This window comes from Wolbachia endosymbiont (group B) of Gerris lacustris, from assembly GCF_964028355.1.
Taxonomy (GTDB): Bacteria; Pseudomonadota; Alphaproteobacteria; order Rickettsiales; family Anaplasmataceae; genus Wolbachia.
Genome location: NZ_OZ034761.1, coordinates 1587984 through 1614196, shown reverse-complemented (window position 1 = coordinate 1614196; position 26213 = coordinate 1587984). Strand labels below are relative to the sequence as shown.

25 protein-coding genes and 7 pseudogenes are annotated in these 26213 nt (G+C 34.5%); 12 read left to right on the top strand and 20 right to left on the bottom strand.

The genetic code is table 11. The annotated features are described in order from the left end of the window. Positions 1–47 precede the first annotated feature (47 nt). The 4 genes and pseudogenes from ABWU62_RS08180 to ABWU62_RS08160 form a co-directional block, all read right to left on the bottom strand. Positions 48–729, bottom strand: a pseudogene (locus ABWU62_RS08180) (IS630 family transposase); the annotation flags it as partial. 19 nt (positions 730–748) lie between these two features. Next, positions 749–1541, bottom strand: a protein-coding gene (locus tag ABWU62_RS08175) for an IS5 family transposase (RefSeq protein ID WP_353287093.1) whose coding sequence is annotated in 2 segments (ribosomal slippage) — positions 749–1276 and positions 1278–1541 — 792 coding nt in all. Because the reading frame shifts where the segments join, the coding sequence is not laid out codon by codon here. Between the two features lie 60 nt (positions 1542–1601). Continuing rightward, positions 1602–1919: pseudogene (locus ABWU62_RS08170) on the bottom strand (IS630 family transposase); the annotation flags it as partial. Between the two features lie 73 nt (positions 1920–1992). Then, positions 1993–2199 (bottom strand): annotated as a pseudogene (locus ABWU62_RS08160) (IS110 family transposase); the annotation flags it as partial. A 221-nt stretch (positions 2200–2420) separates the two neighbouring features. On the opposite strand from ABWU62_RS08160, the pseudogene terL reads away from it, so the two are divergent. The 5 genes and pseudogenes from terL to ABWU62_RS08135 all read left to right on the top strand — a co-directional run. Next, positions 2421–2969 (top strand): annotated as a pseudogene (terL, locus tag ABWU62_RS08155) (phage terminase large subunit); the annotation flags it as partial. A 121-nt stretch (positions 2970–3090) separates the two neighbouring features. After that, entirely contained in the window at positions 3091–3294 is a 204-nt protein-coding gene (locus ABWU62_RS08150) for a hypothetical protein (protein WP_264330662.1), read from the top strand. Between the two features lie 20 nt (positions 3295–3314). Further along, positions 3315–3512, top strand: a pseudogene (locus ABWU62_RS08145) (ankyrin repeat domain-containing protein); the annotation flags it as partial. Continuing rightward, positions 3507–3980, top strand: a complete 474-nt coding sequence (locus ABWU62_RS08140; protein WP_353288200.1) for a hypothetical protein — start codon at positions 3507–3509, stop codon at positions 3978–3980. The pseudogene ABWU62_RS08145 and the gene ABWU62_RS08140, both read left to right, overlap by 6 nt. 170 nt (positions 3981–4150) lie before the next feature. After that, entirely contained in the window at positions 4151–5392 is a 1242-nt protein-coding gene (locus ABWU62_RS08135) for an IscS subfamily cysteine desulfurase (protein ID WP_353288101.1), read from the top strand. A 43-nt stretch (positions 5393–5435) separates the two neighbouring features. On the opposite strand, the gene rodA is transcribed toward ABWU62_RS08135, so the two are convergent. Then, positions 5436–6539, bottom strand: coding sequence for a rod shape-determining protein RodA (gene rodA / locus ABWU62_RS08130; protein ID WP_353288100.1), 1104 nt, complete (start codon positions 6537–6539; stop codon positions 5436–5438). A gap of 45 nt (positions 6540–6584) precedes the next feature. Beyond that, on the bottom strand, positions 6585–8033 hold the full coding sequence (locus ABWU62_RS08125) for a proton-conducting transporter membrane subunit (RefSeq protein WP_264330659.1): 1449 nt from the start codon (positions 8031–8033) through the stop codon (positions 6585–6587). 64 nt (positions 8034–8097) lie between these two features. On the opposite strand from ABWU62_RS08125, the gene ABWU62_RS08120 reads away from it, so the two are divergent. The 3 genes from ABWU62_RS08120 to virB9 all read left to right on the top strand — a co-directional run bounded on the left by ABWU62_RS08120 (position 8098) and on the right by virB9 (position 9808). Continuing rightward, positions 8098–8403 carry an NADH-ubiquinone oxidoreductase subunit NDUFA12 family protein gene (locus tag ABWU62_RS08120; protein WP_353288099.1) on the top strand — a complete coding sequence of 102 codons (306 nt, stop codon included), beginning with the start codon at positions 8098–8100 and terminating at the stop codon, positions 8401–8403. Between the two features lie 2 nt (positions 8404–8405). Continuing rightward, positions 8406–8861 (top strand): outer membrane lipid asymmetry maintenance protein MlaD, encoded by a 456-nt coding sequence (mlaD, locus tag ABWU62_RS08115; protein ID WP_353288098.1) that lies wholly within the window; start codon positions 8406–8408, stop codon positions 8859–8861. A gap of 161 nt (positions 8862–9022) precedes the next feature. Next, positions 9023–9808, top strand: coding sequence for a P-type conjugative transfer protein VirB9 (gene virB9, locus ABWU62_RS08110; RefSeq protein ID WP_353288097.1), 786 nt, complete (start codon positions 9023–9025; stop codon positions 9806–9808). Here virB9 and ABWU62_RS08105 read toward each other — a convergent pair whose 3' ends face one another. Further along, positions 9809–10402, bottom strand: a complete 594-nt coding sequence (locus ABWU62_RS08105; RefSeq protein ID WP_353288096.1) for a ribonuclease HII — start codon at positions 10400–10402, stop codon at positions 9809–9811. A 5-nt stretch (positions 10403–10407) separates the two neighbouring features. Then, on the bottom strand, positions 10408–11388 hold the full coding sequence (mraY, locus tag ABWU62_RS08100; protein ID WP_353288199.1) for a phospho-N-acetylmuramoyl-pentapeptide-transferase: 981 nt from the start codon (positions 11386–11388) through the stop codon (positions 10408–10410). 157 nt (positions 11389–11545) lie between these two features. On the opposite strand from mraY, the gene ABWU62_RS08095 reads away from it, so the two are divergent. After that, the gene (locus ABWU62_RS08095; protein WP_353288095.1) at positions 11546–11740 is read left to right on the top strand and encodes a hypothetical protein; all 195 of its coding nucleotides are present in this window, start codon (positions 11546–11548) and stop codon (positions 11738–11740) included. A 59-nt stretch (positions 11741–11799) separates the two neighbouring features. Here ABWU62_RS08095 and ABWU62_RS08090 read toward each other — a convergent pair. Both ABWU62_RS08090 and ABWU62_RS08085 read right to left on the bottom strand, forming a co-directional pair. Continuing rightward, positions 11800–12780 (bottom strand): annotated as a pseudogene (locus ABWU62_RS08090) (IS256 family transposase); the annotation flags it as partial. Between the two features lie 14 nt (positions 12781–12794). Continuing rightward, positions 12795–13800 (bottom strand): IS630 family transposase gene (locus ABWU62_RS08085; protein WP_353287090.1). Its coding sequence is split into 2 segments (ribosomal slippage): positions 12795–13337 and positions 13339–13800, totalling 1005 coding nucleotides; the frame shifts between segments, so codons are not numbered across the junction. Between the two features lie 151 nt (positions 13801–13951). On the opposite strand from ABWU62_RS08085, the gene ABWU62_RS08080 reads away from it, so the two are divergent. Beyond that, positions 13952–14842 (top strand): alpha/beta hydrolase, encoded by an 891-nt coding sequence (locus ABWU62_RS08080; protein WP_353288094.1) that lies wholly within the window; start codon positions 13952–13954, stop codon positions 14840–14842. 277 nt (positions 14843–15119) lie between these two features. Here ABWU62_RS08080 and ABWU62_RS08075 read toward each other — a convergent pair whose 3' ends face one another. The 5 genes from ABWU62_RS08075 to ABWU62_RS08055 form a co-directional block, all read right to left on the bottom strand. Continuing rightward, entirely contained in the window at positions 15120–15599 is a 480-nt protein-coding gene (locus ABWU62_RS08075; protein ID WP_353288093.1) for a dihydrofolate reductase, read from the bottom strand. Further along, the gene (gene folP / locus ABWU62_RS08070) at positions 15596–16849 is read right to left on the bottom strand and encodes a dihydropteroate synthase (RefSeq protein WP_353288092.1); all 1254 of its coding nucleotides are present in this window, start codon (positions 16847–16849) and stop codon (positions 15596–15598) included. Before folP ends, ABWU62_RS08075 begins: the two co-directional genes overlap by 4 nt. Next, the gene (locus tag ABWU62_RS08065; protein ID WP_353288091.1) at positions 16846–17232 is read right to left on the bottom strand and encodes a dihydroneopterin aldolase; all 387 of its coding nucleotides are present in this window, start codon (positions 17230–17232) and stop codon (positions 16846–16848) included. The genes folP and ABWU62_RS08065 overlap by 4 nt, the downstream gene beginning before the upstream one ends. 18 nt (positions 17233–17250) lie before the next feature. After that, the gene (locus tag ABWU62_RS08060; RefSeq protein ID WP_353288090.1) at positions 17251–17910 is read right to left on the bottom strand and encodes a CADD family putative folate metabolism protein; all 660 of its coding nucleotides are present in this window, start codon (positions 17908–17910) and stop codon (positions 17251–17253) included. Positions 17911–18380: 470 nt separating this feature from the next. Beyond that, positions 18381–19386 (bottom strand): IS630 family transposase gene (locus tag ABWU62_RS08055; RefSeq protein ID WP_353287306.1). Its coding sequence is split into 2 segments (ribosomal slippage): positions 18381–18923 and positions 18925–19386, totalling 1005 coding nucleotides; the frame shifts between segments, so codons are not numbered across the junction. Here ABWU62_RS08055 and ABWU62_RS08050 point away from each other — a divergent pair. After that, complete coding sequence (locus tag ABWU62_RS08050) at positions 19380–19520, top strand: hypothetical protein (RefSeq protein WP_353288089.1); 141 nt, start codon at positions 19380–19382, stop codon at positions 19518–19520. The two genes, ABWU62_RS08055 and ABWU62_RS08050, sit on opposite strands and share 7 nt — an antisense overlap. A 32-nt stretch (positions 19521–19552) precedes the next feature. Here the strand turns inward: ABWU62_RS08050 and ABWU62_RS08045 are convergent. Both ABWU62_RS08045 and ABWU62_RS08040 read right to left on the bottom strand, forming a co-directional pair. After that, positions 19553–19840: pseudogene (locus ABWU62_RS08045) on the bottom strand (transposase); the annotation flags it as partial. Between the two features lie 221 nt (positions 19841–20061). Then, positions 20062–20205: a hypothetical protein gene (locus ABWU62_RS08040; protein ID WP_353288088.1), complete on the bottom strand. Its 144-nt coding sequence runs from the start codon at positions 20203–20205 to the stop codon at positions 20062–20064. Positions 20206–20502: 297 nt separating this feature from the next. On the opposite strand from ABWU62_RS08040, the gene ispD reads away from it, so the two are divergent. Further along, a complete protein-coding gene (gene ispD / locus ABWU62_RS08035) occupies positions 20503–21708 on the top strand; it encodes a 2-C-methyl-D-erythritol 4-phosphate cytidylyltransferase (RefSeq protein WP_353288087.1) in 1206 nt (401 codons plus the stop codon). Between the two features lie 84 nt (positions 21709–21792). Here the strand turns inward: ispD and ABWU62_RS08030 are convergent, their stop codons facing one another. From ABWU62_RS08030 to ABWU62_RS08020, 3 genes are all read right to left on the bottom strand, one after another. After that, a complete protein-coding gene (locus ABWU62_RS08030; protein WP_353288086.1) occupies positions 21793–22659 on the bottom strand; it encodes a ParB/RepB/Spo0J family partition protein in 867 nt (288 codons plus the stop codon). Further along, positions 22656–23498 carry a ParA family protein gene (locus ABWU62_RS08025; RefSeq protein ID WP_353288085.1) on the bottom strand — a complete coding sequence of 281 codons (843 nt, stop codon included), beginning with the start codon at positions 23496–23498 and terminating at the stop codon, positions 22656–22658. The genes ABWU62_RS08030 and ABWU62_RS08025 overlap by 4 nt, the downstream gene beginning before the upstream one ends. An 84-nt stretch (positions 23499–23582) precedes the next feature. Next, positions 23583–26063, bottom strand: coding sequence for a response regulator (locus tag ABWU62_RS08020; RefSeq protein ID WP_353288084.1), 2481 nt, complete (start codon positions 26061–26063; stop codon positions 23583–23585). Between the last annotated feature and the right edge of the window lie 150 nt (positions 26064–26213).

Below are 26213 nucleotides of genomic sequence, written 5' to 3'. Positions count from 1 at the left end.
ACAACAAATTTGTTGTGAGATTTTAATTGTTATACCAACTCTCATTATTAATGAACCAAATAAGAAGCATTGCAGAGTTGTTTAACCGTGGAAGGGGAAAGAGAGGTAATAAATTTACACAAAGCGCTCTCAAGCAGAACAATTGTATCGTAGATTTTATTGCGCAAAATGTTCTGTTTTATATATAACCAAAACCTCTCAACAGGATTGAGGTCAGGTGAGTATGGTGGTAGGTATATAATTTCGATATTTTTAGGTATCTTTAAACTTTTTGACTTATGCCAACTAGCGCAATCCATCACGAGAAAAGCCTTTCGTATTCCTAAATATTGCGACATCTGTTCAAGGAATATATTTATACAAGCAGTGTTGACGTTTGGTGCAAATAAGCTAAAATTCTCTCCATTTCTGGGATTAACTGCACTATAGAGATAAAAATTTTCCCTACCTAATTTTACCTTAACCTGTGTCCTACTGCCTTTTTTAAACCACCCATGTCCAACTTTTGAATGTGTACCAAACCGTGATTCATCGAAGAAAAATAGCTCTTTTTCAGAATGCATGACAATAGTTTCATTGAGGTTTTTTTTTAAACTCCTCTTGCTTATTTTTATCCTGTCCACTATGAACTGGTCTTGGTGTGATATATGAGAATTTCATTCTTTGCATATTACGATGTATTGTGGATTTGCTGATATTCAAACCAAATCTTTCTTGGATTCTTATTCTCATTTCTCTAAGAGCCTGTTCATAATCTTTTGAGGAGCAAGGCAGTAAAAGCTAGAACGACCATTTGTAGTCTAGTATTGAGTTTACGCTCGCAATTTTTCCATAACCGTCTACACTTTTCCAGCCAAGCAAAAGAACGCTCTACAACCCACCTTTTTGGCAATACAACAAAGGTATGTAATTCACTTCGTTTTATTACTTCAACGGTTGCACCAATAGTCGTTTTTATTTGAGTTGCAAAATTTTCTCCTGTATAACCTGCATCAACTAGTATATTTTGAACTTCGGAAAGATTTTTTCTTGCGTTACAAATCATCTCTACAGCAGCAGTACGATCTCCGATATTAGCTGTAGTAATATAAATTGCATGTGGCAAACCTTGCGTATCTACTGCAATATGACGCTTTATTCCTGAAATTTTCTTGCCGGCATCATAACCTTTTTCTTCAGCAATATCGGTGTTTTTTACACTTTGAGCATCAATGATGCAGAAGCTTGTTTTTGTATTCCGACCACTGTTGAAACGAACCTCTCCAACTAATTTTTTTTAAGACAATTTCTAGAACACTTTCTCTATCTTCATTCGGTTTTTTACTCCATCTCTTGAAGTAATCGTAACAATTGCGCCATTTTGGAAACTCTTTTGGTAGCATTCGCCACTGACAGCCACTTTTTAGCACATAAAGTACACCGCAAAATAACTCATATAAATCCAGTTTTCTTGGTTTTGTTTTTTTTCTACAGGATTCTAGATCTGGTAATATAATCTCAAATCTTTCCCGACTTATATCACTTGGGTATACACTCCTCATATATCCTAACTTATATACATTATCTCTTAGTTTATTCCTTTCTTGAGATCATGTACAGGTTCTAATAGTAATATTGGGGTTTTCCTCTATCCACACCTCAATTTGTTCAAGTTGACTTTGGTTCAATATAGTTTTTCTACGGCGTTGAGGTGGAGAAAATAATTTTTCTTCTCTTCCAAATTTTATGTGCTTTATCCATGTAGTAATTGCCTTTCTCGAAATGCAACATATTTTTGCTACAGCTGTTATACTGTGCTTTTTTGCTGCAATTACAGCATTTAGTTTTTTTGCAACATACGCATTATTTCTTACTTTCTTCAGCATCTCTTTTGCTGATTCCACCACTTTTTCATCCAATAATTTTGATCTTAATGCCATCTAAACCTCGCTATTTTACTTACTCCAGTATGGCTTTTTTTCCATTATTGTCTATTCGTTGCTTGTATAGCGGGAATTGGTATAAGCCAAGCTCATATTTTCCAGTGTTTTCTAAAGTTACTAGAGAATTAGGTAGGATATCTGAAAATTTTTGAAACAACTGTTGCCAACCAGTAGCATCATTGTCAAACTTGATAGCGCTCCTTTGGTTATAAGCTGCAGCAACATTTTTAAATTTTCCGATATCAATGCCAATGAAATTTTGATAAGATGTAATCATAATAAATAACCTCGATAGTTTAATTAATTTAAGATTGTAAACGGGTGCATACATATGTCCCATGCAACTATTCAAACGTATCGAGAGATGGGGCTAGTTTACCTTGATGGCTACGGTTGTAATACCAACTTTCATTCGGTCGCACACGCCCGTGATAGCCCTATTCCTATAGTGAGTAGGGTTATCTTTCCCTCTTATCTCTTTTATATCACATTTTTAACTTACAACTTTCAAGTGGTATAATTAAGCAAGAATGGTTGAAACGCTATAGAAATTTTCCTGACAATCTCTCACATATAACTCAGAGCTGGGACACTGCTGTTTCAACAAACGATTCTAGCGGCTTTAGTGTCTGCACTACCTGGACAAAGGTGAATAATAAGTTTTATTTACTCGATGTGTACCGTGCGAAGCTTGAGTATCCAAAACTTAAAGAACAAGTTCTGTCACTAGCTGCAAGATGGAAGCCACACTCAATTTTAATCGAAGCAAAAACAAGCGGTCAGCAATTGATTCAAGAGCTCAAGGCAATACCTATTATCGGGATAGTGCCACACGGTGGCAAACTTGCTCGATTCCACCAGATTGTTCCGATAATAGAATCTGGCAAGGTTTTTCTGCCACACCAAGCAGTATGGCTCAGCGATTTTGAGTATGAGATTTTAATGTTTCCAGAAACCCGCCACGACGATCAAGTAGATAGCGCTGTGCAATATCTTCAGTGGATGAGAGATAGTAGCTTCAGGGTTGCAGCTATACGAACATTGTGATTCAAGAGGCAATAATTTGCTACCCACAATTTCGATTATAAGCTCATTTAAAATAAATATTGATTTCTTATTTTAATTATTTAAAAATTAAAATAAATTATTTAAGATTGGGGTAAAAATTATGACAATAAATTATCAGCAGTGGCGGGAAGTATTAAGTACGGTTAATAGTGATAATAAATTAGATAAAAGGAACGTAATTGAAAAAGTAAAAGAAGAGCTAAAGGCAAGCAATGAAGAGGTATTTAAACAGTGGGAAGAGAGTAATTTTTATGTAAATTATAATTTGAAGTTGGAGATAATGAATTCACATTATTACATTTAACTGCTAAGTTAGGCTATACGAGCTTGACAAAGGCTTTAATAGTAACAAAAGGGATAGATGTTAATATAAAAGATGAAAATAAAAAGACACCTTTACATTTAGCTGCTGAAAATGGTTATAAAGAGGTAGTAGATGCTCTGTTGGAAAAAGATGAAATCAGGATTAATGAACAAGAAGATAAGGAGGGATGGACACCTTTACATTTAGCTCTTATGAATGGCCATGCAGACGTGGTATACTCTCTCGTAAGAAACGGTGCGGATGTTAATATACAAGATGAATATGGAATGCCACCTGCATTTTTGGCTATTCGAAGAGATTATGTATTTACTTTGCCAAAAAAACGTGAAGGCTCCTATGTTAATGTGAAAAATCATGCTAGAACTGCTTCTAGGAATTTAGCTAAAGAGGAAAAACAACGTACATCAGCAATTGCGAAAGGTTTTTTTGCCGGTAGTACAACTGCATTATCAGGTGTTTTAATAGCGAAAGCACTTTCTGCAACTGGAATAGTTACAGCTGAGTCAAAACCCTCTACACCAATAGCAGTGGTTGCAGTTATAGCAACAGGACTAGCAGTTGGTAGTGCTACATATATGATGTTAAAGCCCAGTACTAAAGTTGATGGAGTAGCAGTCTTAATGGATGGGCGTCAAGAAGCTGCTAGCACTAGTAGGGTTACCTAGCGCGTATTCGACCTAGCTGCATAAATACTGATCATAGAAAATGACATTACAGGGACAGTGGAATAACGTAGGAGAGAGCGCTGACAACTTGCGTTTAGGCAAGATTATATCTTGAAAAAATTAAGCTTTAGTGCTACTAAATATTGTAACTTCTATGCTGAAACCTGACTATGAATATGGAAAAAATACGCAATGCTAAAATAAAATTACCAATATTTCTCGATTATCAATCTACTACTAAAGTAGATCCTCGTGTTTTGGAGGTGATGATACCTTATTTTGGTGAGTTTAGTAATGCACACTCTCGTAGTCATTCATTTGGTTGGACAGCTGAGGAAGCAGTAGAAAAAGCAAGGAAGCACATTGCTGATTTAGTGAATGCAGACAGCAAAGAAATCGTCTTTACCTCGGGTGCAACCGAATCAAATAACATGGCTATCAAAGGTGTTGCTCATTTTTATAAGAATAAGGGAAATCATATAATAACTGTCTGCACGGAGCATAAGTGCGTTTTAGATTCTTGTCGACATCTGGAAAATGAAGGCTTTAAAGTTACATATTTGTCCGTTAAGCAAAACGGAATTATAGATTTGTTGAAGCTTGAGAAGGCAATCACTGATAAAACAATTCTGATTTCAGTGATGATGGCAAATAATGAAATCGGAGTAATGCAACCTGTCAAAGAAATTGGTGCAATGTGTAGAAAGCATAATATATTTTTTCATACAGACGCTGCCCAAAGCTTTGGAAAAGTTCCAATAGACGTAAATGAAATGAACATTGATCTTATGAGCCTTTCTAGCCATAAAATTTATGGATCTATGGGAATAGGTGCATTATATGTCCGTAGAAAAAATCCTCGTGTTAGGTTGACGCCACTAATTAGTGGTGGTGGACAGGAGAGAGGCATGCGCTCTGGAACAGTTCCTACTCCCCTTGCAGTTGGTTTTGGTGAAGCAGCACGTATCGCTAAAAAAGAAATGGAAATAGAAGCAAGCAGATTAGAAGAGTTGAGAGATATTTTGTACAACAAAATAAAAGAGGCATTTCCTGATGTTGTTTTAAATGGTGACTACGAAAATAGGATTCCAGGTAACCTTAACTTAAGTTTTCCTTATGTTGAGGGTGAGTCTCTTATCATGGCAATCAAGGATTTAGCAGTAAGCTCTGGTTCTGCATGCACATCTGCATCCCTTGAGCCTTCTTATGTTATAAGATCACTAAACAATGGCCACGATCTTGAGCATTCATCAATTAGATTTGGCCTTGGCCGATTTACAACTAAAGATGAAGTTCTATACGCAGCAGATCTTGTTACTAAAAATGTTGGACGGCTAAGAGAGATGAGTCCACTTTTGGAAATGGTACAAGAAGGAATAGATTTAAGCACCGTAAAATGGGATTCTCATTGAAGAACGTTAACCATTAGCAGAGTGATGGTTGTCTAAGCTCTTTCTATGGGTGAAATCGGAAACTTAGCTTTAAGTTCTTTGTAGATGCCACGGAACTAAGTAGCAATCCTATACATATTAAGCTCGCAGCAGTTGTGCTTCCGCCATAGGATAGAAATGGAAGTGGGTCACCTATTATAGGTAAGAAGCCTATTGTCATTCCAATGTTTATAAAGAAATGAGCACTAAAAAAGGCAAAAACCCCGATAGATATTAACTTAGAAAAGTAATTTTTTGACCTGTAAGCAATGGAGAATATTATAGCAAGCAATGTGGTATAGAGTAAAATCAAAGCCATGCTGCCTAAGAACCCCCATTCCTCACTAAGTACCGCAAAAGCAAAATCTGTGCGTTTCTCTGGCAAAAATCCAAGTTGAGTTTGACTCCCATTAACAAATCCCTTACCAAATAAACCTCCTGAACCAATAGCTATTTGAGATTGCTGTGCATTATAACCTATTCCAAGTGGATCTACTGATGAATCCAAAAATGATAATATCCTTTGCTTGTGATAAGGGCGCAAAAAAGGCCAAATAGCTGGTATTGCGAAAATGCCAAGAGTTCCAAAAATTATTAAATGAGGTCTTTCCATTATTGCTGTGAATATAATTGATGCTCCTATAAACAATATTATTACAGCTGTTCCTAAATTAGGTTGCTTCAATACAAGGAATACAGGTAAGAAAATAATTATAAGTGGCTTAAATAAACTTTGAAATTTCATCATTTTATACACACTTTGTTTATTAAAATAATGAGCAAGTGCAAGTATTAAGCCCACTTTTACAAATTCTGATGGTTGTAAACTAATTGACCCAATTCTTATCCATCTCGTTGCACCCATTATATGCGAGCCAAAAAAATTTACTGCTAACAGCGCAATTACTGCTGCTATGTAAAAAAAATAAGCGTGCTTCAAATAAAAATCTAGCTCTATAAATGACATAGCTATAGCAAGCAAAAGGAAGAAAGAGAATATGACCAATTGGTGAATTGCAAATGGAGCCCACTTTCCTCCAGCAGAAGAATATTGAACAACAATGCCAACGCAAAACAGAGCTATTACGTTAATGACTAATAATAAGTGAATCTTCTTCAGCTTATCCATAGCGAAAACTTTACAGACTTTTAGATACAATAAAACATAAGAAAATCAAAAAGCAAATTTATTAATTACCAACCGAATTGGACTACTATATATCCCAGTTATTACTGTTAAAATTGCCATAAATAATAGACAAAAGAGCATAAGTAATGGTACCTCATTAAGTGTCATTCCAGCGTTTGATGCTGCGCTATTTTCAAAATACATTTTCTCTACCACCCTCCACATATATATTAGTGCAAGAAAAGAGCCAGCAGCAAAAACTGCGAGGGAAATCCATGCATGAGATTCGATAATTGCTTTCATCATATACCACTTACTTACAAAGCCATTTGTCAAAGGTACACCGATTAATGCGAAACTAAGTAGAGTAAATGCAAGTGTTGTATAGGGCATTGACTTTTTTAGTCCTGATAAATTTTCTATTTTTGTCATACCAAACTTATAAGAAATACACCCTGCAGTCATGAATAAAGACGTTTTTATCATGCTATGATTTACTATGTGAAGAACTGCTGAAAACAAACCTGCTTTTGAATTTAAACCCAGCATTAAAATTATATAGCCAATCTGACTGATACTGGAGTGAGCAAACAGTCTTTTTATATCTTTTTCGATCATTGCAGATATTGATCCAAATACAACAGCACAAAGCGCAAGGATGATCATCACGTTGCTTAGTGGTAAGAAAAAATTTTGCTGAAAAACAGTGTAAAAGATTCTGATAAAAACATATATCATCACTTTGGTTACTGTACCTGAAAAAAATATGCTAATGAAGCTAGGTGCTTCACTATATGCGTTAACCAGCCATCTGCTGAGTGGAAACAGTGCCATTTTGATTGAGAGACCAACAAAAATGAATAATGTACCAAGTCTTATGATGTTATTATCGTATAATGGTACTATTCTTTCAGCCATGTCAGACATGTTGAGCGTTCCGGTCATAGAGTATAAAAGGCCGATGCCAAACAAGTAAAATGTTGCTCCTAGAGTACCACTAATGAGGTATTCAAATGCTGCAACTAAAGCTTTCTTATCCCTTCCCATTGAAACTAAAACATAAGAAGAAAGAGATGAAATTTCTAAAAAGACATAAAGATTGAATATGTCATTTGTGACTAAAATCCCAAGTAATCCACTTAGGCACAGTAGAAATAGAGAGTAAAAACCAGAGATTTTGTTTTTGCTAATCTCTTTTTCATTAATATGAAAGCTATAAAGCACACTAATCAGCGCTATAAAATTCACCAAAGTTAGAATCAAGGAGTTCAATATGTCAATTCTCAACTCTATTCCGTATGGAGGAGCCCAATCTCCAAGATAATAAGTTATAATTTCACCATTGTATGTTTTCACTAGCAACATTAATGAAATAAAGAAAGTAGCTGCCGTTGTAAAAAAAGAGATAAACCAGGACACCCTATGTTTCCTGGTAAGAAAGCAGAACATCGATGCAATTATTGGTATAATAACTTGTAGAATTGGTAATTGCATTAAACTGTTGTTAATACATCGTTAAAGTATTAGTATATATAATACTTTTTATTTTAATACCTTTATGTTATCTAAAATTTATAATGCAGTAACAAACTTATTAAGGAGAAAAGGTAAACTTATAGGTAGGGATGAAAGCGGAAATTCTTACTATGAGTCAAGTAAAGGGAAAAGATGGGTAATATATGGTAATGTTTCTGAGCCCACAACAATTCCTCCAGAATGGCATATATGGCTGCATTATACTAATAATGCAGTACCAGTTAATAATAACAAAAGAAAAACTCCTAATTTAACAGGTACGAAAGGTGCATACTACCCAAATCAAAAGGTGAAAAACTACTATGAAAGCTGGAATCCTAATAATTAAAGATGCGAAGGTCAAATATACTTGAAATAATTGCTGGATCGTTTGTATTAATTTTCACTATTTTTCTTGTCTTCTTCGCTATTAATAAGCTATCTTACATAAAGAGAAACTATAAGGATTGCTATAAAATACATGGCCTTTTTACTGATGCTAACGGTGTAGGGGTTGGTGATAGTGTCAAGATCTCTGGTGTAGAAATTGGAAGCATAACTGGTGTATCGCTTGACAAAGCTACCTACATAGCACGAATCGATATGTGCGTAAGCCGAGATATAAAGTTGCCAGTTGATAGCTCAGCTCTAATTGCTAGCAGTGGGGTTGTTGGTAGTAAATTTGTTAATATATCACCTGGTGCAGATCCTAAATTAATTTTACACGGTGGTAAAATAGCGCATACTCAAGCTGAAGCAAATATGGGTGGAATAGTGGATAAAATTATTGGTATGTTTACGAAATGAAATGGCAGAATTCCAAACTCAATTGAAGCTTCTGTAGTTCTAAAATACTCAAAAAGTTTGACTTATTTCTTTCTAATTTATAATTGAGGTTTATAGTACTGCTTAACAGTTGCAGTGCATGCCTATCAATGATAAGATGAAGACTAGTTTATTTTGATACTATGATTAGGTTGCTGTTTGCTGCGCTATTATTTTTTTGTGGTAGTGATGTGTTTGCAAAACAGGAAGCACGACCAATAGCCGGTGATAACCACATAAAGGTAATGAATTATAATCCACAGGCTATACATAAGTACACGGGCTTTTATGGTTATCAATCCAGCATATTGTTTGAGCCAGGGGAGATAATAGAGAATCTTTCAATGGGTGATGCAACTGGTTGGCAACTTCTTCCTCAAGGTAACAGATTGTTTATTAAGCCTATAGATGATATTGCGGATACTAATGCAACTATAATTACCAATAAAAGAGTTTATTATTTCGAGTTTCACGCTGAAGAGGCAACCGGACTAGATGATCCAAGGTTAGCATATGAAGTAAGGTTTCTTTATCCACTGTTCAACAGTGATGAAATTTATTCAACGAGTAACGGTGATATTCTAGAGCAAGCTAGTCATACCACTATCCCTGATATAAGTGATGTTGAGGTTATAAAGAAAGGCTTGAATTTTAACTATTCCATCTCGCACGTTAAAGGCAGTCAATCAATAATACCAATTAAGGTTTTTGATGACGGAAGATTTACATATCTACAATTCAATAAAATAAATTCTGATTTTCCAGCAGTTTTTATGGTTGATTCTGCAGGGTATGAGTCCTTGATAAATTTCCGTACAGTTGATGATTATCTAATAGTCGAAAGAGTAAGTTCGGTATTTACCTTAAGAAACGGATCAAGCACAGTTTGCCTATTTAATGAAAGTATGCCTTTCAAAAAAGGTAAGTGATTAAAGTGTCCGTATAGGTGCAAAATTCTTTCTATGGTGTTTCGTTATTCCATAAAGGCCAATAGCGCTGAGGTGTTCTTTTGTTCCATATCCTTTATTTCTATACCAATTATATTGAGGATGTTTATTATGCAATTCTTCCATAAGCCGATCTCTTGTAACTTTTGCAACGATTGAAGCGGCTGCAATTGATATACTTAAACTATCACCATTCACTATGGATTTTGTTTGCCATTTTACTTCAAGTGGTTGGTTACCATCAACCAAAACATAATCTAGTTCTAGATCCAAGTTTGCCAGCGCACGTTTCATTGAAAGCTTTGTTGCTTGCAAGATATTGTACAAGTCTATCTCTTCCACGCTTGCCATTCCTATACCAAATTTTGCAACAGATGTTATTTTTTCACATAGAACTTGCCTACACTTAGGAGTCAATTTTTTTGAATCATTAATACCATCAATAATTATGTTCCTATCAGTAAATACTACAGCTGCAGATATAACTGGACCAGCAAGCGGGCCTCTTCCAACTTCATCTACTCCTGCTATCATTCCTGACAGTGTATTTTCTAATGTAAAGTCTGGATATTTCATAATTCCTATAATAAGAAAGTTAAAGCAAAAATCGAATAAACAATAGAGATTATCCAAAATTTCATAACGATTGTATTTTCTGACCATCCTTTCTTTTCAAAGTGATGATGTATTGGCGACATAAGAAAAATTCTTCTTCCTTCTCCATATTTTAATTTCGTATATTTAAAATATGATACCTGAGTAATCACAGACAAAGTCTCTATTACAAAGATTATTCCAATAATAGCAAAAAGCATTTCTTTTTTAATTAGGACACTAGTTAACCCTAAAACTGCACCGATTGATAGGCTTCCAACATCACCCATAAATATTTTTGCTGGATGTGTGTTAAACCATAAGAAACTTAAAATGGCCCCTATAAATGCGATGCAGAATAAAGTAATATTTACATCTGCTTGAGTCATATATGCAATTAGCCCCAAAAAAGCAAAGGAAGTAATAGCTTGAGTTGCAGCAAGGCCATCTAGGCCATCTGTAAGATTCACAGCATTAGAAGAGCCGACAATTACAAATGCAGCAAATGGAATATATAGATAGCCAAAGTCGATTACTACTTCTTGAAACAGGGAAGTTTTTGTAAAACCTTCAGTAGCTTGTAGCTTAAGTATAGACATACAAACCAGAGCAACGGCAAACTGAATGAGTATTTTGGTTTTTGCACTTAAACCTTGGTGATGATTTGCCTTTAATTTTAAACAGTCATCAATAAATCCAAGTAGAGCAAAAAATAGAGTTATAAATATCAGCAATGAAATTTCTGGTGTTAATTGACTCCAAAACAGAATTGGTAGTAGAGCAGAAGTGAGTATTATTATTCCACCCATAGGTGGTATATTCTTTTTTGTTATTAAATGACTTTCTGGTCCATACGATCTGATTGGCTGTCCATCTTTACTCATCTTTTTTAGAAGTTTTATAAAATAGGGAAAAAGAATGAGCCCAAAAATAAATGAGGTAAAGAACGTCTTTGTAGCTAAGATCACCTGCCTATTCAAAATTAACTAGATATTATACCAAAAGCTTTACCTAATCTCAATTTATACCTTTTTAGCAGCTCATTTTATTTGGAGTAAATTTAGTTATTGATTAGTTATAGCAAAGTTTGCATACTGATATTTAGTTAATGGTAAGAGGTGGCATATGTTAGATTATATTAAAAAGCTTTTGTGGGCTACTACAGTACCTGATAATGAGAGTAGAGTTAAAAGTTCTTACACGCATATAGTAGAGAAACCTTCTTTTGGTGATGCAGCTTCAAAGTTGAGTAAGGAAGAAAGGTCAGAAGAGCATCTTGTTCTTCTAAAAGGTAAAGGCAATAGCTCGTTATCTAAGTGAAGAAGGTTGCCCCTCCTCACTCGACGGGAGTGTTAAATAAACTGTGTCAAGCCGCATTTTTAGTTCAACTCAATTTTCAGTCTGTTGGGAAAGAAAATGTCAAGCTGAGACATAGTTAATGACCAATTAGGCAAAGCTGTAGTCCACTTTTGCTCTACCTTTTTTATAGCACAATATACCTGTTTGTACAAGGCATTTGTATTAGTAAATGAGCCCTTAGTTTTAGTAAATTTCCTAATTTGTCTATGCAATCCCTCAATTGGATTGGTGGTGTAAATCAGCTTCCTAACTGGTCCAGAATACTTAAAATAACCAGACAAATTTTCCCAATTGTTTTGCCATGATTTTGTAACCAAGGGATATTTTTCACTCCATTTTTCTTCCAGCTCAAGCAAATAATTCTCAGCAATCTCTTTACTTGAAGCACGATATATTTTTTTCAAATCATTTATGAAAACTTTTACATCTTTGCTAGATACATACTTCAGTGAATTCCTTATCTGATGCACTATGCATAGCTGTACTTCTGCTTTAGGAAATACACTATTTATAGCGGTAGGAAAGCTTTTTAGCCCATCAATACAGGCAATTAGAATATCTTCTACTCCTCTTTCTTTGAGGTCATTTAGTACTCCCAACCAGAAGTTAGCTCCTTCACTTTCAGCCAAATAAAAACCTAATACTTCTTTTCTGCCATTTTGATTTATGCCCAATATATTATACATACATTTACTTATGCAATGTCCGTCCTCCTTGACCTTAAAAAACATGCCATCCATAAATACTATTGGATACACTGATTGCAGTGGGCGGCTGCGCCATTCATTGATTACTGGTAGCAGTTTATCGGTAATACTAGATATCTCTGCTGCTGATATTTTGTGGTCATATATTTCCTCAACATGTGAAGCTATATCTCTGTATCCCATGCCACTGGTATATGTGCTTAAGACCTTTGCTTCAAGTTCTGGATGTAGGCTTGTTTGCCTTTTTTTGACTATTTGTGGTTCAAAGCTTCCCTCCCTATCTCTTGGTGTTATACCAACTCTCATTATTAATGAACCAAATAAGAAGCATTGCAGAGTTGTTTAACCGTGGAAGGGGAAAGAGAGGTAATAAATTTACACAAAGCGCTCTCAAGCAGAACAATTGTATCGTAGATTTTATTGCGCAAAATGTTCTGTTTTATATATAACCAAAACCTCTCAACAGGATTGAGGTCAGGTGAGTATGGTGGTAGGTATATAATTTCGATATTTTTAGGTATCTTTAAACTTTTTGACTTATGCCAACTAGCGCAATCCATCACGAGAAAAGCCTTTCGTATTCCTAAATATTGCGACATCTGTTCAAGGAATATATTTATACAAGCAGTGTTGACGTTTGGTGCAAATAAGCTAAAATTCTCTCCATTTCTGGGATTAACTGCACTATAGAGATAAAAATTTTCCCTACCTAATTTTACCTTAACCTGTGTCCTACTGCCTTTTTTAAACCACCCATGTCCAACTTTTGAATGTGTACCAAACCGTGATTCATCGAAGAAAAATAGCTCTTTTTCAGAATGCATGACAATAGTTTCATTGAGGTTTTTTTTTAAACTCCTCTTGCTTATTTTTATCCTGTCCACTATGAACTGGTCTTGGTGTGATATATGAGAATTTCATTCTTTGCATATTACGATGTATTGTGGATTTGCTGATATTCAAACCAAATCTTTCTTGGATTCTTATTCTCATTTCTCTAATAGTAATATTGGGGTTTTCCTCTATCCACACCTCAATTTGTTCAAGTTGACTTTGGTTCAATATAGTTTTTCTACGGCGTTGAGGTGGAGAAAATAATTTTTCTTCTCTTCCAAATTTTATGTGCTTTATCCATGTAGTAATTGCCTTTCTCGAAATGCAACATATTTTTGCTACAGCTGTTATACTGTGCTTTTTTGCTGCAATTACAGCATTTAGTTTTTTTGCAACATACGCATTATTTCTTACTTTCTTCAGCATCTCTTTTGCTGATTCCACCACTTTTTCATCCAATAATTTTGATCTTAATGCCATCTAAACCTCGCTATTTTACTTACTCCAGTATGGCTTTTTTTCCATTATTGTCTATTCGTTGCTTGTATAGCGGGAATTGGTATTAATATATAAAAAGCTTAGCAAAATTATAAGAATAGTATATAATTGAAAGTATTTTATAGCGAGAATAATGCCTAACGAAATATATCTTATATTCTTTCATGGACTAGGGGATAATTATAAAAATGCAACTACATTCTGTAAAGATATGCAATCTGAGCTCATGCACCACCATGATATACCTAATTTTCACACTCATGCACACAAATACCCGGCTGCATTTCAAAATTATATAACTTATGCCTTAACCAGCTTCGTATGCTTACTAGCATCAATATTGCCACCTACTGTCATACTGCTCACTAATCCAATAACAGCTAGAACAGCTGGATTAGCAGTCTTATCAGCTTCAGCTTGTGTTTTTTTATCTATATTGCTACTCATGATTCCGTTTCTAAATAAGAATCAAAACTTATTCAAGTCTTCAATAGAGAAAATTAATCAACTAATAAATCAAGGTGTGAAACCCGAAAATATTATACTTTTCGGTCATTCTTTTGGAGGAGCAGTTGCATCAGAAGTATCAAGGCATTTTGCGAATAGAGATGTTAAACTTGGAGGAATTGTCTTCACTAGCACTTTTAGTTCTTTTCATACAGCAATAGAGCATTTTCCAATGCCTCAGACGAAAATTTTGAGTATACTGCCCTCATTCCTACTAAAAAGAATACTAAAAGCCTTCGATTTAGACTTTGATATAGTAGATAATTCACAAAAGTCACAAAATGAAAAAACGCCAATAGTAATTATTAATCACGCAAGAGACAAATTAATACCACTTCCTGCACAGTTGGCAAATGCAATGAGAGATGATCGATTATTAAATGGTAATCCGATTAAGATTCGTGATGATCTGTGTATATATGGAGATGATCCTCATAACAGTGTTTTGGATAGTGGCACACTGACTGAAGAATTAAGAGAAATGGTACTTAGTAAAGTTACGTCTAGAACGCGTTAACTTTTTTGCTGCTTTTTTTGGCTAAGGTCACACTTCATTATGCATTAAATTGTATGCATCTATTCAGGGAATTTGCTAATGTGAAAGCCAGTGCTTCCTTTCTTGCGATGTAGCTGTACAGAAATTGAAGATGTCATTTAGTAGCTCTCCCCTGTTACTTAAGTAGCTAACACTGAGATCCATAAATTTAACTGGATGCCAGTTTCTGGGCACTGACCATCATAAAGGAGCCAGTGTCATGCACTGATAGTTGTCTTTTCTCGCCTACCTTATTTTACTACTCTGCTGAACGTACACAATTGCATATAGTATAGTCTTCTGTTTTGGCGAGAATAGTTTTATTCCATTCGTCAAGAAGTGCTAAATTGAAATACGTATCACCTTTATAAGTTTTATGCATTTCAGTTATAATAAATTCTGAGATTAGGTTATGCTCTAAAAAAAGGTGTGCTATTTGTGCCCCACCAATCACAAAGACTTGAGAACTACTTTGAATTGACAGAAATTCTTGCATGGAAGAGACAACAGTACATTTTGGGCCTCTATTAAAACACTTGTTACGGGAGAAAACAATAGGTGTACGATTCTTTAGTATACTCTGAGGCACGGTTTCAAATGTCTTTCTTCCCATCACAATAACTTGTTTGTCAGTTACTTGGCAAAAATGTTTGAATTCACTTGGATAACGCCAGGGCAAATCATCATTTATTCCAATTACCCCATTAGGGTCAACAGCCATAATTCCAATAATCTTCATCCCTGTAAGGCAGCTTGGGCTACAAAAAATCGCATGTGGTCGCGTACATTATGCACTCGAAGGAAATCAATCTTATTTTGTAGTATAGCAGATGTAGCAATTGTTTCTAAATCTCTATTAGAGGCAGGCTCTGTGGAAAAAGAAGAAATAAATGACTTTCTAGAATGGCCAACTAAAACCTTGCAGCCAAAATTTTGTAAAGTTTCTATACTGCGTAAAATCTGAATGTTCTGATACATAGATTTACCAAAACCAATACCAGGGTCAATAACTATTGAATTTTCATCAAAACCCAGATCTAGTAGTCTGTTAATGTTCTTCTCTGCCCAATGATTTATTGTATCAATTGGGTCAGTGTCATATGGAATAATGTTGTCCTTATGTGTTGGTATCGAAAGCGAATGCATAATAACGATACTACACCCACTGCTAGCAACTTCTTTTAAGGTATTATTATTCAGATCTCCCCTCTGATCATTTACCCAGGCAATATTGTAGTGCTTCAAAACGTTCAAAATAACGTCTGGCCAAAAACTATCAATGCTGACTTTAATATCACCAATTTTCATATAATCGCTAAGATTATCAAGTACTGGTTTTAGACGTTCATATTCTTCCTCTGGCGTCTGTATTGAAGCTCCAGGCCTTGTTGATTGAGCTCCAAGATCAACTATGCTTGCACCATCTGATACCAACTGCAATGCCTGCTTGGTTGCTCGATTCGCATCATAATAAAGACCACCATCTGAAAATGAATCAGGGGTAATGTTGACAATACCCATAAGCTTTGGTGAAATCGTAAAACTCTTTGAAAAACAGTCTTGAACATTGAAAGCAAATGTTTTGTTAACCATTGCCATCAAGTGGAGCAAAAATGGTCTATTTACTAATTCTGGGTGAGGAATTTTAAGGTCAGGTATATCAAGCGTTAGATCATCCCATAACAAAATATCTAAATCAATAACACGAGGTGCCCATTTTTCGTAGACTTGTGGACGACCAATATCACATTCGATTTGTTTTAAGCCTTTTAGTAGCTCCTCAGGAGAAGAAGAACAACTTCCATAGACAATCATATTGAGGAATGGCTTGTTCCAATCAGGTGGAGCACCATTTGGTAAAATAGCCTTAGTTTCTAGAATGATCGAAGACTTTAAGTCTTTTAAATAGCTCTTCTTTAGTAACTCAGTAGCTTTTTGTAAATGGGAAAGGCGATTTCCTATATTTGATCCAATAGAAATATAGATCATTCTTGCAATTCATTACAGTAAGTAAAAAAAACGCCCCCATGCACACCAGGAACTGGTGGTGCGATTTTGTGAGTAGTCACTTTGACAGAAGAAATAATATGCTTCTTTCGCAGCAAAAGGTTACTAATGGCTCTGTATATCTCATGAGTTAAATGTTCGATTAAATTAAATTGCTTGCCCTGAACGAGGGATTGAATATTCTGCACTACTTCCAAATAGCAGATAGTATCTTTAAGTTGATCAGTTGTAAGTCCTAAAAGAGGAGATTTAAAAGTGAAATCAATATCAATACTCACCAATTGGGGAGAAAATTTCTCTTCTGCGCTACATCCTAAATGAACCCAAAGCCGTAAATCAGATATAAGAAGATTACATGCTACCACTGAACCTAGTATTTATAACTAATGACACACGTTAACATTCATCATTCCGTCAAGAAAGCCCCATAAGAGTTTTGCTCCTTTTTCAGCGCCTTGCATGACTTTCTCTTGCTCTTCTTCGCTTAAATCTGCAATAAGGTTTGCACATTCTTCAGAATGCCACTCATCAGCTTCCATATGAACGGTAAAAAATTTTAGAGAACGTTCGTCGTTTATTGAATAGTGTTTTTTCAGACCTTCAATTTTAGACTCAGAAACCTCTGGAGTTTGACGTTCATAAGCGTACAGAGCTCCAAGACCTTCTGCAAAACCTGATCTTACAATATCAAAGTAACCGTCAACTAATTCTTGCGTCTCTTTGATCTTTGCACCTTCACGGAGATCAGATCGCGCAACTCCAAGCCCTTCAGCAAAACGCTGCCATAACTCTGGGTGATTCTCGTCGCCTTGTTCTTCCTCTATTAAATTACCAAGCAAAACTTGCCGCATTTTCAAATTCGGACATAAGGAATGTATACCGCTGATATAACGAGGAAAAGCAGCAACGTGGTGATAATATTCCTTAGCATAGGTTTGCAGAGCCTGCAGGCTTAAGCTACCCTCATTCCATGATTCGTAAAACGGGTGTTTTAATAATTGTAAATTATCTAATTGATTATTAAGTGATTGAACAAATGTCATAAATAAACACTAAATTGTTTTAGGCTACGTTTAGGTTTATCAAATGTCAAGAGGCATTTCTCACTACCTTATCTCCGATTATAGAATTGTGCTCATCAAGTGAACACAATTCCTGAGTTAATTTCACTTTTTTTAGAATTCACAGATCGAAAAGAAGGGCTCAAGAGATAAAAACAGAAGTGATATGTGGAAAGAATAGTGAAAAAGAAATAGAGGAAAAGGAACAGTATTTTACCAATTTAAAGAATAAGTCAGAGTATACCTCAAAAGCTAACATCTCTGCAAATATTGAAATCAGTACTTCCTTCCTTTTCATCCAAGCTTTCGTAATGTCACTCAAGTAGCTGATACTGGGATCTAGATTTTTTAGACTTGATCCTATAGTCAACTCCACAACTACAAACGTTGTAATATAAGAGTAATATTCACCAAAAAGAATGTCATGCCAGTGCTCATACCAACTCTCATTATTAATGAACCAAATAAGAAGCATTGCAGAGTTGTTTAACCGTGGAAGGGGAAAGAGAGGTAATAAAATTACACAAAGCGCTCTCAAGCAGAACAATTGTATCGTAGATTTTATTGCGCAAAATGTTCTGTTTTATATATAACCAAAACCTCTCAACAGGATTGAGGTCAGGTGAGTATGGTGGTAGGTATATAATTTCGATATTTTTAGGTATCTTTAAACTTTTTGACTTATGCCAACTAGCGCAATCCATCACGAGAAAAGCCTTTCGTATTCCTAAATATTGCGACATCTGTTCAAGGAATATATTTATACAAGCAGTGTTGACGTTTGGTGCAAATAAGCTAAAATTCTCTCCATTTCTGGGATTAACTGCACTATAGAGATAAAAATTTTCCCTACCTAATTTTACCTTAACCTGTGTCCTGCTGCCTTTTTTAAACCACCCATGTCCAACTTTTGAATGTGTACCAAACCGTGATTCATCGAAGAAAAATAGCTCTTTTTCAGAATGCATGACAATAGTTTCATTGAGGTTTTTTTTTAAACTCCTCTTGCTTATTTTTATCCTGTCCACTATGAACTGGTCTTGGTGTGATATATGAGAATTTCATTCTTTGCATATTACGATGTATTGTGGATTTGCTGATATTCAAACCAAATCTTTCTTGGATTCTTATTCTCATTTCTCTAATAGTAATATTGGGGTTTTCCTCTATCCACACCTCAATTTGTTCAAGTTGACTTTGGTTCAATATAGTTTTTCTACGGCGTTGAGGTGGAGAAAATAATTTTTCTTCTCTTCCAAATTTTATGTGCTTTATCCATGTAGTAATTGCCTTTCTCGAAATGCAACATATTTTTGCTACAGCTGTTATACTGTGCTTTTTTGCTGCAATTACAGCATTTAGTTTTTTTGCAACATACGCATTATTTCTTACTTTCTTCAGCATCTCTTTTGCTGATTCCACCACTTTTTCATCCAATAATTTTGATCTTAATGCCATCTAAACCTCGCTATTTTACTTACTCCAGTATGGCTTTTTTTCCATTATTGTCTATTCGTTGCTTGTATAGCGGGAATTGGTATAAATTGCATGTTTTTCTTATATTAATGTTGTTATTTCTTTCCGAGAAGTAGTCTATATTGTCACAGATTTTTGCATTCTTTCTTGGCTTTATAATTGGTTTCAAATTATATTTATTGCATAATTTATATAAACTTGTTGTATCATAAGCTCCATCTGCAAGAAGAGACTTAATCTTATAGATGTCACATATTTCCTCCAGTATCTTAAATGCTGATACGCTATCATGTGAGAGGAAATTAGTATATCTAGTTGCTACAATCTTTTTACTGTTTATATCTAAAGCTACATGTAGCTTTCTCACCTGATCTGTGCCATTATATTTCCTTATCTTAGCGTTATCTTTGTTATGTTGAGTGCTGTTACTATAAATATGAATTGCAGTACTATCTATAGCAATTTCAATACTTTCTATATCATTTTTATCTGTCCTATGGTCGTAAAGTTTTAAATTAAGTTTATTTAATCGGCGACAAGCTTGTGAATACTTGGAGATTTTTTCTTATACTTTTCAGATATCCTTTTACAAATCCAACCCCTTGCCTTAAACCTATTCTAAACAGATTAACGATTATATGTATTACAATGACAACTTTATCGCTGTAAATCTCCGGCAACTTTTTCTGAAATTTCGTACCAGCTTTCTATAGCTTCATCGATGAAATGAAAAACATTCCCTCTTTTTTCTAGCAATTGGTTATATTCGCTATTGTTACTAACTCTCATCTTTTGTGGCATACACTTCTCAAAATATTCATTTTTTAATAGATTAACCACTTCTCTTCAGTTTTTCTCTCTTTTGTTTTCTCCTACCACTATTTGCTATGCAATAAAGCCTACCAGGATGCATTTTTATAATTATCACCTATTCCGTGGAAAAATATAAGATGTGTTTCCTTTTCTTTATTATATTTGGCAACATGCATTATTTCCCTCTAGCATATATTACACTTAGTAAAAGAATATTCTTTTTTGAGAATAAAATCAACTTTTTTAAAATGCTAAATAACCTGTTACTATACATTAGCACCGAAAATGATAGGCATACACATTAACAGACTCGAGAAATACAAGATAGCAGTATTGATAGTTGCAGCAGGAGTGGGCAGTAGATGCAATGTCAAAACCCCTAAACAGTATATAAAATTGGCAGGTAAATCTGTTTTATTTCATGCAATTAGGAAATTCTTAGCTAATCAGCACACAAATTATATAAAAGTGGTAATAAATAAAAGTCACGAAAACTTCTATAAGGAAACGATATCATCAATTGCAGATGCTAAATTACTAAGTCCAATATACGGGGGAGAAAGTAGGCAGAGTTCAGTTAAACTTGGACTGGAAAGCTTGCAAAAGATCAATCCAGATTTTGTCATTATACATGATGCTTGTAGGCCTTTTGTGTCAAATGCTCTGATAGATAACTTGGCTCAGTTCATGATTAATGATCAATATACAGGAGTAGTTCCAGCAATAGATGTTGAAGATACTATGTCATTGGTGAGTAATAATTTTGTTGAATCTACGATTTCAAGAGGAAAACTCAGAGCCATACAAACTCCTCAAATTTTTAATTTTGGAGAATTATTATCATGCCATCAATCAGTCAAAGAATTTACTGATGATTCATCACTAATGGTGGAGCATAAAAAACATGTTGCGATTATTGAAGGTGAGAAAAAGAATTTTAAGTTAACTACAAAAGAGGATATCAATATGGCAAAACTTCTTTTTGGAGAGCCAAAATTCCGTGTCGGAACCGGTTATGATATACATAAATTTGTTAAAATTCAAAATGATGCTAAGAGCTTTATAAAAATTTGCGGTGTGGAAATTGAGCATAATATGGCAATAGAGGCACATTCCGATGGTGATGTTGCAATACATGCAATCGTTGATGCAATACTAGGAGCACTAGGATGTGGCGATATAGGAGAACATTTTCCTCCTAATTCCTCTAAATGGAAGGATTGCAATTCATCTCATTTTCTTGACTTTGCTGCTAAAAAAGCACAGGAAAAAGGATATAGCGTGTCTAATTTAGATATTACTATAGTTTGTGAAGAGCCTAAAATATCGCCTTACAAAGCAGGAATGAAGGAATTCATATCAAAAATATTAGAAATTAATGTTGAATTCGTAAATATCAAAGCAACCACAGCGGAAAAATTAGGTTCTATCGGAAGAAATGAGGGAATAGCAACGTATGCTTCTGTGCTATTGCGTGCAAATTTTTATTGAAGGTAGAAACGAAATAACTTACTTGACAAACTCCACCATTTCACTTCCATTACAAGGAAAGTGGGAAAGTTTGTCAAGAAATTTCTATGAGCTACTTTCGACATTAATAGCTGATTCAAGTCTTCTATTCAAAATTTTCAATATAAAATCCAATTCATTTGAGTTGTTATAACGTATCATGACTTTACCCTTAGAATTACTATCATTAATTTTGATCTTTAAACCAAGCTGAGAAGATATAGCTCCTTCTAATGCTGCCATATCTTGATTTTTAGTACACTTATGCTCTTTTCGGTCGTTATTTTGTTGTAAGTCTTTTATCAATTTTTCAGTTCGTCTAACGCTCAGGCCCTGAGAAACTATTCTTTCTGCAATACTTTCCGCATTTTCAACATTAATCAATGCTCTTGCATGACCCATAGACAATTTTTTCTTGTTGATCATTGTTTTTACTCCATTAGGGAGTGACAGCATTCGTATCATATTGGTTATGTGACTGCGGCTTTTACCTAAAGTTGAGGCTAATTCTTCGTGTGTATAGGAGAATTCATCTATTAGTTTTCTATACGCCTCACCTTCTTCTATTGGATTAATGTCTTGTCTCTGTATGTTCTCAATGATGGATACTTCTAAGCATTCCTTGTCATTTAAATTTTTTATGGTAATCGGTACACTATCAAGATTTGCGACCTTACTTGCCCGCCAACGACGTTCCCCTGCTATTATTTCATAACCGTCATTATTTGGATCTTTACGCACTACAATAGGCTGTATGATGCCATTTTTCTCTATCGAATTTGCAAGTTCTTTTAATGATTCCTCATCAAAATATTTTCTCGGCTGAAATTTGCTCGGGTGCAGTAATGAAATAGGTAATCTATCTTCCTTATTATCATAATTATCACCTATGAGGCCGGCAAGACCTCTACCTAAGCGCCTATTATCCTTCATGCTGTACCATCACTTACCAGCTTTTTCTCTTTACAGATGCTCATGTGTTTCTCTAAAATTTCCTTTGCCAAACTTATATATGCTTGCGCACCAGAACACTTAAGATCATATACAATAGCGGGTTTTCCATGAGAAGGAGCTTCTGATAACCTTACGTTACGTGGAATAATGGTCTCATACAATGGGATGATAGTTTTATATACTTTATCGTTTAAATACTGGCAGATATCATTTTTAATCTGCTCACTAAGTTTATTGCGCCTATCATACATTGTGAGCAATATTCCTTCTATTGCCAGGAAAGGGTTTAGGTTATTTCTTTTTATTAGCTCTACAGTTTTAACTAAATGGCTCAATCCTTCCAGAGCGAAAAATTCACACTGGAGAGGAACAATAATAGAATCAGCAGCGATCAGGGCATTAATAGTAAGTAGACCAAGTGATGGAGGACAGTCGATGATTATGTACTCATAATTATTACATACTTTCTCTAGCGTATCTTTTAGTACGAATTTTCCCTTCTCAAGTTGTGATAGCTCAATTTCTGCAGCTGATAAGTCAACCACTGATGAAATTAGTGATAAATTTGGAATTTCCTTTATATTGAAAATTGCCGATTCCACCAATTCACTTTCACTGCTCAGCAGTATTCTGTATATATTTTTTTCTTTCCTGCTACGATAAGAAATCCCGAGCCCTGTACTAGCATTACCTTGAGGATCAAGATCTACCAATAAAGTACTTTTTCCCACAGCAGCAAAGGCTGTCGATAAATTTATACTAGTTGTTGTTTTACCAACTCCGCCCTTTTGATTTACTATTGCAATGACCTTGCTCACGCCTTTTATCTTATGTATAGAATAATTCTATTGTATACATGCAAGAAACTTTTGCATTAGAAAAGTTTTTGTTGTTAATGATACTCAAAGTAGACTGCTTTTTTTCTCCTTGTGTAACACACTTTGAACCTTATTTCCTAACTCATTCAGAGTAAATGGTTTTGGTAGAAAGTGAAAGTCTTCTATATTGATTTCATCGCTCTTTAAAAAAGCATCCTCTGCATACCCAGAAATAAAAATAACTTTGATATGTGGTCTATGTATCAATGCTTCTTTAACTATTTCTGGACCACTCACCTCTGGCATGATTACATCAGTGATTATTAGATCTATGTGTTGATTTTTTTTTCTAATGATCTCTAATGCCTCGCTGCCTATACTCGCTTCTATTACATTAAATCCTTTTCTTGTAAGAGCCTTAGCAGTAAATTCCCTTACTGAATCTTCATCTTCAATTAATAAAATTATACCATTACCTTTAATTTCTACCGGTTTCTCTATTTCTTTACTATCTTCCTCTTTATCATTTTCATCCGATATGTACACTATGGGCAAAAATATGCTAAATTTAGTTCCATGATTCACTTTGCTAGCAACATAGATGTATCCTTCCGTTTGTTTAATAATGCCATATACAGTAGAGAGGCCAAGACCTGTACCAGAAGTAATATCTTTGGTAGAAAAAAATGGATCAAACGCCTTTTCAATTATATCACTCGTCATTCCACATCCAGTATCAATCACTTCAATCACAACATAATTCCCATGTTCAATCGTTTCCTTATCTGGAGAAAACATATCCTGAGGTGTAGAATTTAATGAATCAACCTTTTGATTAAAGGTTCGTATAGTTAACTCTCCCCCCTTTTCCATAGCAGCACCAGCATTAACTGCTAAGTTAAGCATAACTTGCTCTAATTGCCCTTGATCAGCTCTAACAGCACCCAAATCGCTACCATAATAAATATTAAATTTTATATTTTCACCTATTAATCTTTTGATCATTTCATAAAGATTAGCTATCGTACCATTTACATTAATAATCTTTGGCTGCAAGGTCTGTCTTCTTGAAAAAGCAAGCAGTTGTCTTACTAAATTTGACCCACGTTTTGCATTTTGCTGTATTTGTATTATATCTCCAAAAGATGGATCGCTAGCTGAGTGCTGGAGTAAAAGCAAGTCACAAAATCCTATTATCCCGGTTAATATATTATTGAAATCATGTGCAATACCACCTGCTAACTGCCCTATAGCTTGCACCTTTTGATAATGCTCAAGTTTTATCTCTAGTTTTTTACGTTCAGTATTATCAATAAAATAACAAAGTATGAACATCACTTTATTATGAAGAAACTTATTAAAATATATTTTCATGTTATTACCGCCATTGAGCTGCACATCAAAGGACGCATTATTTATCCTATTGCTTGAAAAATATTCACGCACTTTCATATGATAACCATCTGATATCAATGCAAAGATAGAACCATTATTTGACCCCGCAAGTTTTACTAATGCTATATTTTTCTTTATAAAATTGCCGTTTATGTCGCATTGTGCAATAGCAATTGATGAATTTGCAAAACAAGGGTGTAGTTGATAATCAACAATATTTGATTCAGTTGGTGTTATAAAGCCATGTATATAGCTATGATTGTATTTATCACAAAATATAGCAGTACTCATATAAGCCTTGAATGGAGCACCACTTATAGTAAAAAACATAATTTCATTTTTGATTGTTGTATCTTCATACTTAGATTGAGATATAAAGTCATTAATTGAGCTGCCTTTTTCCAATTTTTTTAGTTCAAACATGTCTAAAAATCTTTCATTTACAGATAAGATAACTCCTTTTGTATTTGCAACATAAGTTGCTATATTGTGTTTCTCTATTAACTCTTCATATACCTGCTCTTTGTTTACCTGCGTTGCCTTCAATACAAAATACCCATTCGGTCTTGCTATTGGTGCTAATGATAAATTTAAAATTTTATTACTATTTATAGCAATTTGTGGATTATCTGGTATTGGCTCAGAGAGCAAAAGAAAGTTAGATACTTTATTCTTCTTGTTTAAGGAAATGCATACTTTTACAGAAGTGTTATTTTTTAATGCATGATAGAATGATTTTCTGTCTTTTTCTGACACATCTCCTGCTTCAAGAATTTTATCTAGCGTAACATCATCGTCTATATGATCTTTAAACCTTTCGTAGAACCTTGCATCAGCATAAATAACACCTTCATCTTTATATAAAATGAGACAAAACTCTGTATTATGATTTAGTGCATTTGCAAATATTGCATTTTGAAACTCTATGATGTTAAGTAGATACTTGTAACGTTTTATATTATATACCATAAAGAGAGCTATTAGAGTGCTAACTAACAAATTAATCTCTATGTTAACATGCTGACTATATACATTAGAAAAGTAGAGTACTGATATTGCTATTGGAGGTAAGAGCATAATAACTGCCATCACAACAATTGACATCCCATAATTCCTTAGTATAAAGTCAACTCTGTTCTCCTTTTTGTTATCTATGTATCTTTTACTCATTGTTATTGCTTGGTATCCTTGCGCATGTAAAAATATTCTACTATATTGATTTAATTATTATAGATTTATTAAAGCTCTTGATGGGTAATTGCTATTCCAATCTAATTAAGTTCTGTCAGTATAAGGCACAACAATATTAATAAGCCAGCA